We start from the raw sequence: 16,373 nt of genomic DNA, 5'->3' as shown, positions 1-16,373 counted from the left end.
AGTGTGATTTTATCCAAGGCCTAGGGTGAAATAGAGGTTTGCTGAGAGACTAGCTTTATGAAACAATCAGTTTATTAAAATTTAATGTGATTTGGAGTCCATGTGATTGATAGCGACGGCTTTCGCGCAAATGTGGGCATTATAATTTGTAACAGATATGGCCAAGTCATGTGGGCCAGACGCTTCGGTCAACACTCATGGCAATTTCCTCAAGGTGGTGTCGATGATGGCGAGACAGCAGAAGAGGCAATGTACCGTGAGTTATATGAAGAAGTGGGCCTAAGACCCGAACACGTGCATATCCTAACCTCGACCCGTTCTTGGTTACGCTATCGTTTGCCAAAGCGTTTAGTCAGGCAAGACAGTAAACCTGTGTGTATTGGGCAAAAACAAAAGTGGTTTCTGTTACAACTGAAAAGCCAAGATAGTGCGATTAATTTAAGTTCCTCTGGGCATCCTGAATTTGACGATTGGCGCTGGGTAAGTTATTGGTATCCTGTGCGGCAAGTCGTGTCATTTAAGCGTGATGTTTATCGTAAGGTGATGAAAGAGTTTGCGGTAACGGCATTGTCATTCCAGACCCTAGAAATACCTAGGAAACGGGGAAGACAAAAAACAACGGGCTGATTTTCAAAAGAGGATTGAAAACAGTGTTAAATACGCTTAGGGATATTACTCAGGCTGTGGCATCTGCCCACAGTTTGGAAACCGCATTAGAAGTCTTAGTCTCATCGACTAAAGCGGCGATGGAAACCCAATGTTGCTCCATCTATATCCTAGAAGAGCAAGAACTGGTGTTATCTGCAACCGACGGTCTTGAAAAAAGCGCCGTTGGTCGGGTACGTATGCCGCTGACCGAAGGTTTAGTTGGACTCGCTGCCCAGCGAGAAGAGGCCGTTAACTTAGCGGATGCGCGGCTTCATCCCAGATTCAAACTTTTCCCTGAAGTCGCCGAAGAAGAATACCGCGCCTTTTTAGCTGTACCTATCATCTACCAGAAAGCCGTGGTCGGGGTGATAGTGGTACAGCAGGCGAGTGCCCGTCAATTCAGTGAAGGCGAAGAGGCCTTCCTGATGACGCTCGCCGCCCAGTTAGCGATGGCGGTGCGCGGTTTGAAACAAAAGGCACAGGTGAGTTCACATCACCAACAAATTCTATTTCAAGGTACGTCGGCGTCGAATGGTATCGCCATTGCCTATGCTTTTGTGCTTGGTGGAGAAATTCCCCTTGAGCAGCCCGACGTGCGCTCTGACGATATTGCCTATGAATCGAGCCGTTTAACAACGGCTATGGTGCGCTGTAAAGAAGCGATTGGCGCTTTGTCTCAGCGGTTTGACCGCGAGCAAGATGACGAAGTCGTCTCTATTTTCAATGCATTACAGCTACTACTTGATGACGCCAGTTTAGGCGGAGAGTATGCCCGTGAGGTGCAATTAGGTTGGGCTGCTGAATCGGCGGTCAGCCGAGTGTCCTTGCGTTACATTCAGCAATTTTTGGCGATGGAAGATCCTTATCTTAAGGAGCGGGCGAGTGATATCCGCGACTTAGGCCAAAAAGTATTACGCCAGCTGATTGAGCCAGAGCGTTTAGAGCTTGAACCCGATAAACCTGTCATTTTAATTACCCGCGAAGCCGATGCGACTATGCTGGCTGAGTTCCCAAGGCAGAAACTTGCGGGGATTGTCACTGAGCTTGGCGGGGTAAACTCCCATGCCGCTATTTTAGCCCGCGCCTTAGGTGTGCCGGCCATTACTGGTGTAGAACAACTGTTATCCGCCAATATTGACCAAAAGCTCTTAGTGGTAAACGCAAGTCGTGGCCAGCTATTGGTATCGCCATCCCCTGCGATTGTCGGCGAGTATCGCAGCTTAATTTCGGCGCAAAAAGCGCTGCAACGCCAGTATGCTCAAGAGTTAGCACTGCCTTCTGTAACCCTCGATGGCTCACGTATTCGCTTGTATCTCAATGCGGGCTTACTCAGTGGCGTGGCCTCAGAAATTGCCGAAGGCGCTGACGGAATTGGGCTATATCGCACCGAAATCCCTTTTATGCTACAACAACGTTTCCCGAGTGAGTCTGAGCAAGTCAAAGTCTATCAACAGGTCTTATCGGCGGCGTCGGGTCGACCTGTGGTGATGCGCACTTTGGATGTGGGAGGCGATAAACCTTTACCGTATTTCCCGATTAAAGAAGACAATCCTTTCCTTGGCTGGCGTGGGATCCGTTTGTCGCTGGATCATCCAGAATTATTTTTGGTGCAGTTACGGGCCATGTTGCAGGCAGGTGGAGATGGTAAGCAATTAAGTATTTTACTGCCCATGGTCAGTAACTTAGATGAAATCGATCAATCCTTAGAATATCTGCAGCAAGCCTATGTCGAACTTAAAAACGATGTAAACAGCAACATAGTGATGCCACGCATCGGCATTATGCTTGAAGTGCCGGCTATGTTGTATCAATTGGATGATGTGGCAAAACGGGTGGATTTTGTCTCCGTTGGCAGTAATGACTTAACCCAGTATTTGCTTGCGGTTGACCGTAATAATCCGCGGGTGAGCTCGTTATTTGACAGTTATCATCCGGGAATACTGCGGGCTTTGCATCAGGCTCACTTAGATTGTCGATATCATAAGCTCGATATCAGTATTTGTGGCGAGTTAGCGGGCGAGCCTATGGGCGCCATTTTGTTGGTGGCCATGGGATACGATCAATTGAGTATGAATCAGGGTAGTTTAGCGCGGATCAATTATCTATTGCGCCGTGTCGCGCGGGCCGATTTGGATCAATTGCTCGCTAAAGCCTTGAGCCTATCAAACGGCTTCCAAGTGCGCGAGCTGGTTAAAGAATATTTGAACCAGCAAGGTCTCTCAGCAATTCTTAATTAACTAATGTCGTCTTTTGCTTTAAGCTAAGGCCCTCAATTTATCACGCTGTAGGTATTCGTGTGGATAGTTTGTTGTCGGTGTTTTTTATTTGCTTAGCATTAGGCGCATTTGTCGGCTTTATGGCAGGGTTATTAGGTATCGGTGGCGGCTTGATTGTAGTGCCTGCACTGCTCTATATTCTGCCCTCGGTCGGTATTAGTTCTGCTCAGTTACCCCATATTGCGATTGCCACTTCGCTGGCGGCCATTATTCTCACTTCTATCTCATCGACGCGAGCGCATCACAAGCGGGGGAACGTGCCCTGGGGATTGTTTCGTACTATGTTCCCTGGGATTGTGCTCGGTGCGTTGATGTCAGGTTTCATTGCCGAACAGATCCCTGCTGCAACTCTTAAACAAGGCTTTGCGGCTTTTGTGATTTTAATGGCGATTCAGATGGCGTATCCCCTTAAAACTGAATCGAACCGAGAATTACCTAGTTCAATTATTCTGTTTGTGGTTGCTGTAATCGTCGCTGTAATTGCAGGATTAATGGGAATTGGTGGCGGAGTATTGTTAGTGCCGTTTTTAACCTTCTTTGGTCTGCAGATGCGTTACGCGGTTGGGTTTTCGGCGGCGACAGGTTTGTTGATCTCCCTGTCGGGCAGTTTCGGCTATATCATCGCAGGCCTTAATGCGCCCGAGTTACCTTATGGCACCTTAGGTTTTATCTTTTTACCTGCTTTGTTTGGTTTAGTGATCACTTCTGTCCTGATGGCGCCCATTGGCGTGAAAGCGGCAAGCACTTGGCCAACATCGGTACTTAAAAAGATATTTGCACTGTTATTGCTGTGTGTTGGCCTTAAGTTAATTCTGACTTAGTTTTTATATTTACCTCTATTTGAGGCTGCTAATGGATGTGTTATGGCGTTGAGTTTCCCCAATATCGATCCCGTGATCGTATCATTTGGACCCTTTAATCTGTTTGGACAAACCTTTGAACCTGCACTGCGTTGGTATGGTTTTACCTATTTAGTCGGATTTGTTGCGGCTATGTGGTTGCTCAATCGACAAGCTGACCGCTCCAAGGGAGTGTGGTCGCGGGAGCAATTGTCAGATTTACTCTTTTATGGTTTTCTTGGGGTGATATTGGGCGGGCGTGTCGGTTATGTGCTTTTTTATCATTTCGATTATTTCCTCGCCAGCCCTATGTATTTATTTAAAATCTCCGAAGGCGGTATGTCCTTCCACGGCGGTTTGATGGGCGTGATAGCTGCGATGATTTATATTGCCTGGAAACAAAAGCGCACCTTCTTTACAGTAGCCGATATGGTGGCACCTGTGATGCCTATTGGTTTAGGCGCAGGACGAATTGGTAACTTTATTAATGGTGAACTCTGGGGTCGAACCACAGACGTCCCATGGGGCATGGTGTTTCCAACTGGAGGCCCCGAACCGCGCCATCCTTCCCAGTTGTACCAATTTGCACTTGAAGGTGTGGCGTTATTTCTTTTACTTTACTGGTTTAGTAAACGTACCGATAAAGTTGGTGCCGTCTCTGGTATGTTCTTAGTCGGTTACGGTATTTTCCGTATTATGGTAGAAACGGTGAGACAACCCGATGCACAGTTGGGACTCTACTGGGGATTGATGACCATGGGGCAGATACTGTCTATTCCTATGGTGTTAATCGGTTTGTACTTGATTTTTCGTAAGCAAGGTAAGCAGCAATGAAACAGTATTTAGACTTAATGAAGCACATCTTAGCCGAAGGTGTGGATAAATCGGATCGCACAGGTACGGGGACTCGCTCAGTATTTGGCTATCAAATGCGCTTCGATTTGAGCAAAGGTTTTCCTTTGGTAAGCACCAAGAAATGCCACATGCGCTCTATCATCCACGAATTGCTGTGGTTCCTGAAGGGTGAAACTAACGTTGCCTATTTACGCGAAAACAAGGTCAGCATTTGGGATGAATGGGCCGATGATAATGGCGATTTAGGGCCGGTTTATGGTGCCCAGTGGCGTAGCTGGCCAACCCAGAGTGGCGATGCTATCGATCAGATTTCACAAGTAATTGCTCGGATAAAATCTCAGCCAGATTCTCGCCGCCTTATCGTTTCTGCCTGGAACGTGGGCGAGCTGGATAAAATGGCCTTGGCGCCGTGTCATGCGTTTTTCCAGTTCTACGTGGCTGATGGCAAATTATCTTGTCAGCTGTATCAGCGCAGCTGTGATGTGTTCCTTGGCTTGCCATTTAACATCGCCAGTTATGCTTTGTTAACTATGATGGTGGCCCAGCAATGTGACTTGGCCTTAGGTGATTTTGTGTGGACCGGTGGCGATACCCATTTATATTCTAATCATATGGAACAGACGGCACTGCAGTTAAGCCGTGAGCCAATGCCGTTGCCAACCATGACGATTTTACGTAAACCTGAATCAATTTTTGATTATCAATTCGACGATTTCGAGCTAACAAACTACGCTCCACATCCCCATATCAAAGCACCTGTCGCCGTATAACGTGCATTTTTTCGACTAATACCTCGGAATAGCCGAGGTGTTAGGTCGAAACTTACGATTATATTTGTTGTTACAATTCGTCTACACTCAATTCATTATGATTTTTAGGAGTGCACGATGGAAAAAGCAATTAGAAATTTTCTGAGCCAAGAATCGGCTGGCGGTATCCTATTATTGGTTGCTGTTGCCTTAGCTATGCTGATGGCCAATTCCCCTTTATCTGGACTTTATCAAGGCTTTTTAGGCACTGACGTACAAGTTAAAATTGGCGAGCTCGATATTCATAAGCCGCTAATTCTGTGGATCAACGATGGCCTGATGGCCGTATTCTTTTTGCTTATTGGTTTAGAAGTTAAACGTGAGTTACTCGAAGGCGCCTTATCGAGTGTCGCTCAAGCCTCTCTGCCTACCTTTGCGGCCATTGGCGGCATGTTAGTCCCTGCTGGGGTGTACTTGCTGTTTAACTATGGCGATCCGGTCACACAAGCGGGCTGGGCGATTCCTGCCGCGACGGATATTGCGTTTGCTTTAGGTATTATGGCGCTGCTTGGGAGCCGCGTTCCCGTTTCGCTGAAAGTCTTCTTACTTGCTTTAGCGATTATCGATGACTTAGGTGTCATTGTGATTATCGCGCTGTTCTACAGCACCGACCTATCAACCATCAGTTTAGTGATTGCCAGTTTAGCGATTGCGGGCTTGGTTGGGTTAAACCGTAAAGGGGTCACCTCACTTTTACCTTATGGCATTTTAGGATTAATCCTTTGGGTCGCCGTACTGAAGTCTGGAGTGCATGCGACTCTGGCTGGCGTCATCATCGCTTTCTGTATTCCATTACGGGCAGAGGATGGCAGCTCACCTTCGGAAGGCTTAGAGCACAGTTTGCACCCTTGGAGCACCTTCTTCATTCTGCCAGTGTTCGCTTTTGCCAATGCGGGGGTTTATGTCGGTAATATGAATTTGGAGACGTTAATTTCTCCTGTCCCCGTTGGTATTGCACTGGGCCTGATGTTAGGCAAGCCTATTGGTGTGATGGTGTTTAGCTATATTGCGGTGAAACTCAAACTGGCTCAGTTACCCGATGGCGTAAGTTGGAAGCAAATTGCCCCTGTCGCGGCCATGTGCGGTATTGGTTTTACTATGTCCATGTTTATTGCGTCGTTAGCCTTTGAACATGCAGACCCTATGTACGGTGACTTAGCACGCCTAGGAACCTTAATCGGTTCGATTATGGCGGCGTTAGTCGGGTATTTCTGGTTATCAAAAGTGTTACCTAATAAAGGAGTATAACTATGATAAAGTTGAAATTAATGGGAATGGCAACACTCTTATGTCTATCGACAACCGCGACGGCATCGCAAATATCGGCCTGTAATCAGGATGCGAACTCTCAGACTTGCCAAAGCTATCTTGAAGGGATAGTCGATGGCGCTCTGATGTTTAAATCTGATTCCTTAGGGGCGAGATTAGAAACCAATGGTTATGAATCAAGGGCGCTTAAATATCGCGGCGGTAAACGTTTCCAAGAGGCGAATCGGACCTATTGCGCTGAACGTATCCCTGAACGTCATGTTTTAGTCTCAGGTGTCACTGAAGCGGTAAGTCTGGGTAATGCGACTGATTTGGAGCAATTACAAGGCATAGTCACTAACTTGCTTGATTGCCAGCGTTTGCAATAAACTGATTTATAACAATAGGTTTTTATCCCTCAGCGCCTTGGGCGTATGAGGGACGATTCACAACGGATGAGCATGCTGCACTTGAATTACAACCACCTGTATTATTTTTGGATGATTAAGAAAAAGGGCTCGGTTGCTAAGGCTGCCGAAGCCCTCTGTTTAACGCCGCAAACGATAACGGGGCAAATTCGTGCCCTAGAAGACAGGTTGAATGGCAGTTTATTCAAGCGAGTAGGGCGGACACTGGAAGCCACTGAGTTAGGTGAGTTGGTATTTCGCTACGCAGATAAGATGTTTAGTCTTAGTTATGAAATGCTCGATTTACTTAACTATCAAAAAGATGATGCCATGCTTTTCGAAGTGGGTATCGCCGATGCTTTGTCTAAAGCCTTAGTCAGCCGTGTCTTGTTATCCGTCGTCCCCAATGACAGTTCTATGCATTTAGCTTGTTATGAGGCGACCCACGAAAGCCTGATGGCGCGTTTGCGTGAGCATAAACTGGATATGATCCTCTCCGATTGTGCTGGTGAATCACTGAAGTATCCCGAAATATTATCTAAAAAGTTGGGCGAGTGTGGTGTGAGTTTTTTCTCCGCTGATACTTATAGTGCTGATTTCCCCGCCTGTTTAGAGCAAGGCCAGCTATTAATCCCCGGCCGCAGAACCTCACTTGGACAGCAGTTATATCGCTGGTTTGACGAACAAAATCTTAAAGTCAGTATCTTGGGTGAGTTCGACGATGCGGCCATGATGAAGGCCTTTGGTTACCTTAAACGGGGGATTTTTGTCACGCCGTCGATTTATCGCCAAGAAGTGATTTCCCATGGGATGAATTTGCTCGGTGAAACCACCGATGTGAAAGAGGAATACCATGTGATGTTTGCTGAGCGTATGATCCAACACCCTGCGGTAAAGCGTTTGTTGGACACAGATTTCAGCGATCTTTTTGCGGGACGCGATATGCAAGTAAAACAATGCTAATTTTGTGAGCCAATGTGAAGGGTTAATCGACACTTTAGTCACTGAACTGATAGACTAATGCCAAATCTGTGTTGGGAGAAATACCTTGGAATTAATGAACATCGCAAGGGTTCGCTGGGCATGTCGCCGCGGGATGCTGGAATTAGACGTTTTGTTTCAACCTTTTGTTGAAAATTTCTATCAAGAAATGTCCGATCAAGATAAAACCGTGTTTATCCGTTTGTTGGAATGTGAAGATCCCGAATTGTTTGCATGGTTTATGGGTCATGAAGTGTGCCCTGATGCTGAGCTTGCGCGCATGGTAGTGAAAGTCCGTGGAAGACCGGCACCATAGTTTCAGTGTAAAAGCCTCCTTCGACCAACGACTCTCGTTGGTCGTTTTTATTTGTGTCTGCTCTAGCTCATTTCTGCTCTGGCCTCAAAGCGACAATCTCACTTTATCCCTGCTTAAATATATGTTTATCCTGCTAGTTTGTATTTTCTTGCTGTCGCAGTTGTGGCGACTGCAGCATTGGCGTTTAGATTTTGTGCTGAGTGATAAAGGCGAGGGACGTTTGTCAACGGGTGAGCACTTTCAGGTATTAAAGCGAACTTGGGTGACACCCTTTGTTTGCTTGATGTATATCGAAGTGGATACTCAGTTGCGGCTCTTGATGGTTTGGGCGGATATGTTAGACGATACTGACTATCGGCATTTATGTCGGCTGTTGCTGCGGGCTAAAATACAACAGACTAAACCTCATACTGAGATTTAGTCTGTTTATCATTAAGTCACATAAGAACTTAAGCGGTTACTTTTCTGGTAGTAATATAGTCGGGCGCGGCGCGTCTAATTTCTCTGGATGGTCAATATTAAAATGCAGACCACGGCTTTCTTTACGCTCCATGGCACAGCGAATAATCAACTCGGCCACTTGCACTAAGTTACGTAATTCGAGCAAGTTATTGCTGACTCTGAAGTTACTGTAATACTCCTGAATTTCTTGCTGTAACATCAGGCAGCGACGCAGAGCGCGTTCCAGACGTTTATCCGAGCGCACGATCCCGACGTAGTCCCACATGAATAACCGCAGTTCGTGCCAGTTATGGGCGATGACCACTTCTTCGTCCGAGTTAGAGACTTTGCTTTCATCCCATGCTGGAATTTGTCCCGGCATTTGAATTTTATACAGCTGGCTCTCTATATCATGTGACGCCGCACGGGCAAACACTAAACATTCGAGTAGCGAGTTACTCGCCAGACGATTCGCGCCATGTAAGCCGGTATAGGCCACTTCACCAATGGCATAGAGGCCATTGAGATCGGTTTGACCGTGCATATCTGTCATTACACCACCGCAGGTATAGTGCGCGGCAGGCACGACAGGGATAGCATCTTTAGTGATATCAATTCCCAGCTCTAAGCAACGGCTATAGATGGTTGGGAAATGCTTCATCACAAAGTCAGCATCTTTATGGCTGATATCCAGATACACACAATCGGCCCCCAGACGTTTCATCTCATAGTCGATAGCGCGGGCAACAATGTCACGTGGGGCGAGTTCAGCGCGTTCATCAAAGTCCGGCATAAAACGGCTGCCATCAGGACGACGCAGATACGCCCCTTCACCACGCAGGGCTTCGGTGAGTAAGAAGTTGCGCGCATCGGCATGGTACAAACACGTCGGATGGAATTGGTTGAACTCCATATTCGCCACGCGGCAACCTGCACGCCATGCCATGGCAATACCGTCACCGCTAGCGACATCGGGGTTAGAGGTATATTGATAAACTTTAGAACTACCGCCGGTCGCTAACGCAACAAACTTGGCCTTAACGGTTTCGACGTGTTCTTCGTTGCGATTCCACACATAAGCGCCTAACACTCGATTTCCTGGGCGATTTAATTTACGGGTGGTGATAAGGTCGATGGCGTTATAGCGTTCTAAAACTTGAATATTGGGGTGGGCGAGTGCACGCTCTTGTAGTGTGGTTTGCACTTCTTTGCCTGTGGCATCGGCAGCGTGCAAAATACGTCTGTGGCTATGGCCGCCTTCACGGGTTAAATGGTAAGGTGCATCTTTTGCATTGCCGTCTGTGGTTTCTTCTTTATCGAAGGCGACGCCACATTCGATCAGCCATTGCATTGCACTCTTAGCATTTTCAGCGGTAAAGGTGACGACGTCTTTGTCGCATAAACCCGCACCTGCAATTAATGTGTCTGCAACATGGGATTCGATAGTGTCACTTTCGTCGAAGACGGAGGCGATACCGCCCTGGGCGTAGTAAGTCGACCCTTCCGAGAGTGGGCCTTTTGAAAGCAGAATTACTTTTGCTTTTTCAGCAAGATGCAAAGCTAGTGTCAGACCTGCGGCACCGCTACCTATGACTAATATGTCAGATTGGTGTTCAACTACTTGTTTCATCGGGTATCATGATGTGACTGAAGAGTGCCAACTATGGTAAACCAACTCACGGATTATGGGTACTTTCCTTTTAACCTTACTTTTTTTGTATATTTTTTAGAACTTTTTCAAAGTACGCGAGTCTACATAAGTGAATATGATTCGAGCGACTGAGAAATCAGCATTTTAGATTTAGGAGAAGTCGGCTCGGATGAGTGGACAATTAAGTGATCAACAATTAGTTGAGCGCGTACAACAAGGTGATAAAAACGCTTTTAACCTGTTAGTGCTTAAATATCAAAGTAAAGTCATTAGCTTGATATCCCGTTATGTACGGAACCAAGCGGACGTTGCCGATGTCGCACAGGAAGCGTTTATCAAAGCTTATCGAGCTTTGCCAAACTTTCGCGGTGAAAGTGCATTTTATACTTGGTTGTACCGCATCGCAGTAAACACTGCGAAGAATTATCTCGTATCACAGGGGCGTAGAACGCCCGCTAATGATGTTGATGCAGAAGATGCCGAATATTATGAAGGCAGTGATGCGCTGAAGGAGTTCGCCTCCCCAGAACGGCTATTGTTATCGGATGAAATTAAAAAAGTGATTTTCGATACCTTAGAAACGCTGCCAGAAGAATTACGAATGGCCATCTCGTTGCGTGAACTTGATGGAATGAGTTACGAAGATATTGCCATAGTCATGGATTGTCCCGTAGGGACCGTAAGATCGCGTATCTTCCGAGCTCGAGAGGCAATCGATAAAAAGCTCCAGCCGTTGCTGGAAGCCTAAATTCTTATTTTAAGAAACCCTTATATTTAGACAGGTGAAAAATGGATAAATTAGGTCAAGAATGGGTATCTGCCGCAGTCGATGGAGAGACTGATGCGCAGACCATGGCAGAGTTATCTGCTGATACACATTCACATGATAAATGGCATAACTATCATATGATAGGCGATGCCATGCGTGGCGAGTTGCCGCAGAATATTGTGTTAGATCTCTCTGCTAGCATTGCCGCCGCCATTGAGCTTGAGCCAGCGATAGTTGCGCCTAAGCATTATGCGTCTAAGGTTGCTGCACCTGTAACCCCGCAAATTGCCGCCAATGCGCAGCAAAACCGCGTCGTACCTTTGTTTAAGCAATTTGGCCAATATGCCATTGCTGCGACGGTTGCCATGTTTGCGATTGTCGGTGTGCAGAATTACAATCAGAGCGCCGATGATGCCGCGTCACCATCGCCAGTATTGATTACCAGACCGCTCATTGGTAGCGCATCACCTGTGAGTCTACAAACGGGTCCAGTTCAACAGAATCAAGGTTATACCAATGATCAAGTGAACGAGCAGCGTCGCCGAATTAATACTTATATTCAAGATCATATGTTGCAACAACGATTGAATACCGGTGCGGTTGTAGAGGACAATACCGAGGTCGTACCCGTTCCGGTCAATCAATAACGAGGAGTTAGCTTGCGTCTAATCCTGTTGGCTTTATTAGCCTTGGTCTTTCCTGCGATGGCGCAGGAAGATATGCCTGCCAAAGTCTGGCTCGAGAAAATGAGTCAGGCTTTACGAGAGAAAGAGTTTAAAGCATCGATTATTCAACTTCAGGCCGATCATATTCGGCCTTTGGTTTACCTGCACGGTAAGGTGAATAATCAAGAAGTTGCCTTTCTAGAATACCTTAACGGTCCACCTAAAAATGCTGTGCGTGTCGGCAATCGTGTCACCTTTATTGAGCACGACGAGCCTGCATACAGTATTGTTTCTAATCATATCCAAGGTGTTTGGCCTGCCGCTTTTTCTGCCAATATGGCGGATTTAGAAGTGGGGTATCAATTTGTGCTTGGTGGTCGCACCCGTATTGCTGGGCGCCCTGGGCAAATGATCCGCCTGTTGCCCAATGATGAATTCCGTTATGGCTTTCAAATTTGGCTCGATATGGAAACTTATCTGCCGCTGCGATACGACATGCTGACTCAAGATAAGCAATTGCTTGAGCAGATCATGGTGATTGAACTCATCGAACTCAGCGAGCCGCCAGCTATCTTGCAAGAAGCCTATAAGCAAGAATGGCCGGCAGTTATCGATCAAGCCGAGCGCCAAGACGGTCAAAACTGGCAATTTGCTTGGTTACCCGCAGGTTTTACTGTGGTCGTGCGTGATCACCATAGATTGATTGGCAGCCATGAGGCGGTGGAATACATAGCACTGACCGATGGGCTGGCAAATATTTCAGTTTATGTGGCGCGGGCGGGGACGAGTCCATTGCCTGAAGAATTAATCACCCGAAATGGCTTGTCGTTAGTCTCAGAAAAAGTGGGGAATGCCGAAGTGGTTGCTGTGGGTAAAGTGCCGACAGAAACCCTAACACGCATAGCTAAAAGTCTGACGCTAGAATAGGACGCCGATTATGATGGAAGAAATTGCCCGAGTCGTCGCCAGTGATAGCCAAGGCTGGTTGACGGTTGAAGTCGAACTTAAGAGTACCTGCAAGAGCTGCAGTAATAGCGAGTCTTGCGGGACCTCTGCTGTGGCTCAGGCTTTTTCCTCGAAAACTCAGCAATTTTCGATCCAGAGTGACCGCCGCTGCGAGGCGGGTGAGTTACTAAAATTAGGACTTCCCGAGAGCGTGATCCTCAAAGCGGCGGCATTAATCTATTTAATGCCGCTGTTTGGTTTGTTTGTTGGCGCAGCATTAGGACAATTTTTAGGCCAGTTACTTGAGTTTAATCCTAACCTAGGTGCCATGGGCTTTGCGGCCGTTGGTGCCTTGCTTGCATGGTCTTTTGGTAAGCAACAGGCCAAACGCTTAGAAGTCGATGCTCAACCTGTGATTTTGGCCTATTTGGGTATGAGCATCAATTTGCAAGAATTAACTTAATAATTTCAGTGCCTTATTTTTAATTAAAAAACAGCTAACTGCGGTTTTGGGCGTTGTTTTATCTGTCTGTCTTAAGTCGGAGTGAATGTGATTGGTATTGAAACCGCAATCAGGTACAATTTCGCTCCTTTGAACCGTATCCATTTTCAGTATTAGTCATTGCAGCATAATGAAACAAATTAGAAACTTCTCAATTATTGCCCATATCGACCATGGTAAATCGACGCTATCAGATCGTCTTATTCAGGTTTGTGGCGGTTTAACCGACCGTGAAATGGATGCTCAAGTTTTAGATTCGATGGATCTAGAACGTGAGCGTGGTATTACGATTAAGGCACAAAGTGTCACTTTGGATTACAAAGCCAAAGATGGCCTAGTCTATCAACTCAACTTTATTGATACCCCAGGTCACGTTGACTTCTCCTACGAGGTCTCGCGCTCATTAGCAGCCTGTGAAGGCGCTTTGCTGGTGGTTGATGCGGGTCAGGGCGTTGAAGCTCAGACATTGGCAAACTGTTATACCGCGCTGGATATGAATCTAGATGTGGTCCCAATTTTAAACAAGATTGACTTACCACAAGCCGATCCAGAACGTGTTGCTGCCGAGATTGAAGATATCGTTGGTATCGATGCGATGGATGCTGTGCGTTGTTCGGCTAAAACTGGTGTCGGTGTCGACGAGGTTTTAGAAGTCATTGTTGCCAAAATTCCACCGCCAGAAGGCGATCCTGACGCACCATTGCAAGCCTTGATCATCGATTCTTGGTTTGATAACTACTTAGGCGTAGTGTCGTTAGTGCGAATTAAACACGGTAGCCTGAAAAAAGGTGACAAGTTTAAGGTCATGTCTACAGGGCAAAACCACACTGCGGATCGCGTCGGTATTTTCACTCCAAAACAAACTGACAAAACCGAACTTAAAACCGGTGAAGTCGGCTTTGTGATTGCGGGTTTGAAGGAAATTCACGGCGCGCCCGTGGGCGATACGTTAACTTTAGCCAAAAATGGTGCTGAAAAGCCGTTACCTGGTTTTAAGAAAGTGAAGCCACAGGTATACGCTGGCGTATTCCCGATTTCTACCGACGAATATGAAAACTTCCGTGATGCGCTGAACAAACTCAGCCTGAACGATGCGTCATTATTCTTTGAACCTGAAAGTTCATCGGCACTCGGTTTTGGTTTCCGCATTGGCTATTTAGGCCTGCTGCACATGGAAATCGTCCAAGAGCGTTTAGAGCGTGAATACAACCTAGAGTTGATCACTACTGCGCCAACCGTAGTGTACGAAGTGGTGATGACCAGCGGTGAAACGATTTACGTTGATAACCCGTCTGATTTGCCAGCGATTAACAACATCGAAGAAATGCGTGAGCCGATTGTTGAGGCCAACATTTTAGTGCCAAAAGAATACTTAGGTAACGTGATTACCCTATGTATTGAAAAACGTGGCACGCAAGTGAACATGGTTTACCACGGTAACCAAGTGGCTGTGACTTATCATCTGCCAATGGCGGAGGTGGTCATGGACTTCTTCGACCGTTTGAAATCCACTAGCCGTGGCTATGCGTCACTCGAATATAACTTTATTCGTTTCGATCCCGCTGACATGGTGCGTTTAGATATTCTCATCAATGGCGACAGAGTCGATGCCTTGGCTATGGTTATCCATAGATCCAACATTCGTCACCGTGGTTTAGCCTTAGTCGATAAGATGAAAGAGCTTATCCCGCGTCAGATGTTTGATATCGCGATTCAAGCGGCTGTGGGCAGTCAAATTATTGCCCGTTCAACCGTGAAAGCCCTGCGTAAAGATGTAACGGCTAAATGTTATGGCGGCGACGTTTCTCGTAAGAAAAAACTCTTAAATAAACAAAAAGAGGGTAAGAAACGGATGAAGCAAGTGGGTAACGTTGAGGTGCCACAGGAGGCATTCTTAGCGGTACTTAAGCTAAACGAGTAATCGTTAGCATAGAAATGACCATTTAGTTGACTATTGCGCCGCTGTTTGCGGCGCTTTAGTTAGGTTATCGTATTGGTTTATCACTTTGGTTTACCAAGGTCGAATACGGTAAGTTAACTAAAGTATGATATTCGCTGAGTTAGGCACCTTTAAATGATTTTAAAGCAGGAGTTCAATAAGCAATGGCAGCGTATTTTTCCATTATTCTAGTGCTAATCACCCTGATCTCGGGACTTATTTGGTTAGTCGATGTACTCGCATTCGCCCCTAAGCGTCGTGAGAATTTAGCGTTAGCCAAGGCCTCGCAAGCGACGTTAACCGAAGAAGCTGAGTACCAAATCATCCGTGAGTCGACCATAGTCGAAACCGCGCATTCTATTTTCCCTGTGATTGCCTTTGTGTTGATCCTGCGTTCATTCATTTATGAACCATTTCAAATCCCATCGGGTTCTATGATGCCTACCCTCTTAGTGGGCGACTTCATTCTGGTGGAGAAATTCAGTTATGGGCTTAAAGATCCCGTATGGCGCACTAAACTGGTTGAAACTGGCGAGCCAAAACGCGGTGATGTGATCGTGTTTAAATACCCTGAAAATCCGCAAATTGACTACATCAAACGTGTTGTCGGTTTACCGGGTGATAGAATTATTTACCGTAACAAGCAGTTGATGATCCAGAAGGCCTGTGGCGTTGAGCAAACAGCTTGCCCAGAACCACAAGTTATCGCCCGTACTGAAATCAGCCGTGGTGATTATAGCCAAGATGGCGTGCCATTACTGCGTTACACGGAGCAACTGGGCGAGGTTGCCCACGATATTTTGATCAACCCAAGTCGTCCCGACATGCTGGGATATTTTAAGCGCGAAGGTAATTTACCTGCGGGTGAGTTTTTAGTACCTGAAGGCCATTATTTTGCCATGGGTGATAACCGCGATAACAGTACCGACAGTCGTTTCTGGGGCTTTGTGCCAGAAGAAAACCTGGTCGGTAAAGCGGTAGCGATTTGGATTAGTTTTGAATTTGACCGTTCAAAAGCCGACTTCCTCCCAACTTGGGTGCCAAGCGGTGTGCGTTTTGAGCGTGTAGGTGGAATTAAATAG

At 46.5% G+C, this 16,373-nt stretch carries 17 protein-coding genes; 16 read left to right on the top strand and 1 reads right to left on the bottom strand.

Translation table 11 applies throughout. The features are described from left to right. Positions 1-102: 102 nt before the first annotated feature. The 10 genes from rppH to Q4Q57_RS01780 all read left to right on the top strand — a co-directional run bounded on the left by rppH (position 103) and on the right by Q4Q57_RS01780 (position 8,800). On the top strand, positions 103-627 hold the full coding sequence (gene rppH, locus Q4Q57_RS01825; protein WP_006080762.1) for an RNA pyrophosphohydrolase: 525 nt from the start codon (positions 103-105) through the stop codon (positions 625-627). 23 nt (positions 628-650) lie between these two features. Beyond that, complete coding sequence (gene ptsP, locus Q4Q57_RS01820) at positions 651-2,885, top strand: phosphoenolpyruvate--protein phosphotransferase (protein WP_259215195.1); 2,235 nt, start codon at positions 651-653, stop codon at positions 2,883-2,885. A 59-nt stretch (positions 2,886-2,944) separates the two neighbouring features. Further along, positions 2,945-3,745, top strand: coding sequence for a sulfite exporter TauE/SafE family protein (locus tag Q4Q57_RS01815; RefSeq protein ID WP_311889457.1), 801 nt, complete (start codon positions 2,945-2,947; stop codon positions 3,743-3,745). 42 nt (positions 3,746-3,787) lie between these two features. Continuing rightward, positions 3,788-4,597, top strand: coding sequence for a prolipoprotein diacylglyceryl transferase (lgt, locus tag Q4Q57_RS01810; RefSeq protein WP_311889456.1), 810 nt, complete (start codon positions 3,788-3,790; stop codon positions 4,595-4,597). Then, positions 4,594-5,388, top strand: coding sequence for a thymidylate synthase (gene thyA, locus Q4Q57_RS01805; protein ID WP_311889455.1), 795 nt, complete (start codon positions 4,594-4,596; stop codon positions 5,386-5,388). Before lgt ends, thyA begins: the two co-directional genes overlap by 4 nt. A 117-nt stretch (positions 5,389-5,505) precedes the next feature. Continuing rightward, a complete protein-coding gene (gene nhaA / locus Q4Q57_RS01800) occupies positions 5,506-6,675 on the top strand; it encodes a Na+/H+ antiporter NhaA (protein WP_311889453.1) in 1,170 nt (389 codons plus the stop codon). A 2-nt stretch (positions 6,676-6,677) separates the two neighbouring features. Further along, entirely contained in the window at positions 6,678-7,064 is a 387-nt protein-coding gene (locus Q4Q57_RS01795) for a hypothetical protein (protein ID WP_126492497.1), read from the top strand. A 72-nt stretch (positions 7,065-7,136) separates the two neighbouring features. Then, a complete protein-coding gene (gene nhaR, locus Q4Q57_RS01790; RefSeq protein WP_063884532.1) occupies positions 7,137-8,045 on the top strand; it encodes a transcriptional activator NhaR in 909 nt (302 codons plus the stop codon). An 85-nt stretch (positions 8,046-8,130) separates the two neighbouring features. Beyond that, positions 8,131-8,379 (top strand): succinate dehydrogenase assembly factor 2, encoded by a 249-nt coding sequence (locus tag Q4Q57_RS01785; protein WP_126492496.1) that lies wholly within the window; start codon positions 8,131-8,133, stop codon positions 8,377-8,379. Continuing rightward, the gene (locus Q4Q57_RS01780; RefSeq protein WP_259589190.1) at positions 8,360-8,800 is read left to right on the top strand and encodes a protein YgfX; all 441 of its coding nucleotides are present in this window, start codon (positions 8,360-8,362) and stop codon (positions 8,798-8,800) included. The genes Q4Q57_RS01785 and Q4Q57_RS01780 overlap by 20 nt, the downstream gene beginning before the upstream one ends. 36 nt (positions 8,801-8,836) lie before the next feature. Here the strand turns inward: Q4Q57_RS01780 and nadB are convergent, their stop codons facing one another. Then, the gene (gene nadB / locus Q4Q57_RS01775; protein ID WP_006080772.1) at positions 8,837-10,450 is read right to left on the bottom strand and encodes an L-aspartate oxidase; all 1,614 of its coding nucleotides are present in this window, start codon (positions 10,448-10,450) and stop codon (positions 8,837-8,839) included. 190 nt (positions 10,451-10,640) lie between these two features. Here nadB and rpoE point away from each other — a divergent pair, with 190 nt between their 5' ends. From rpoE to lepB, 6 genes are all read left to right on the top strand, one after another. Beyond that, entirely contained in the window at positions 10,641-11,219 is a 579-nt protein-coding gene (rpoE, locus tag Q4Q57_RS01770) for an RNA polymerase sigma factor RpoE (protein WP_107946832.1), read from the top strand. A 41-nt stretch (positions 11,220-11,260) separates the two neighbouring features. Then, a complete protein-coding gene (locus Q4Q57_RS01765) occupies positions 11,261-11,887 on the top strand; it encodes an RseA family anti-sigma factor (RefSeq protein WP_311889443.1) in 627 nt (208 codons plus the stop codon). Between the two features lie 12 nt (positions 11,888-11,899). Continuing rightward, on the top strand, positions 11,900-12,832 hold the full coding sequence (locus Q4Q57_RS01760; RefSeq protein ID WP_311889441.1) for a MucB/RseB C-terminal domain-containing protein: 933 nt from the start codon (positions 11,900-11,902) through the stop codon (positions 12,830-12,832). 10 nt (positions 12,833-12,842) lie between these two features. Further along, on the top strand, positions 12,843-13,313 hold the full coding sequence (locus Q4Q57_RS01755) for a SoxR reducing system RseC family protein (protein WP_220776558.1): 471 nt from the start codon (positions 12,843-12,845) through the stop codon (positions 13,311-13,313). Positions 13,314-13,482: 169 nt separating this feature from the next. Next, the gene (gene lepA / locus Q4Q57_RS01750) at positions 13,483-15,273 is read left to right on the top strand and encodes a translation elongation factor 4 (protein WP_311889438.1); all 1,791 of its coding nucleotides are present in this window, start codon (positions 13,483-13,485) and stop codon (positions 15,271-15,273) included. A gap of 182 nt (positions 15,274-15,455) precedes the next feature. Beyond that, on the top strand, positions 15,456-16,373 hold the full coding sequence (gene lepB / locus Q4Q57_RS01745; RefSeq protein ID WP_220592335.1) for a signal peptidase I: 918 nt from the start codon (positions 15,456-15,458) through the stop codon (positions 16,371-16,373).

This window comes from Shewanella sp. SP2S2-6, assembly GCF_031931965.1.
GTDB classification, from domain to species: Bacteria; Pseudomonadota; Gammaproteobacteria; order Enterobacterales; family Shewanellaceae; genus Shewanella; species Shewanella baltica.
Note: the sequence above shows the minus strand (reverse complement) of the source record. Positions and strands in the feature narration are given on the sequence as shown.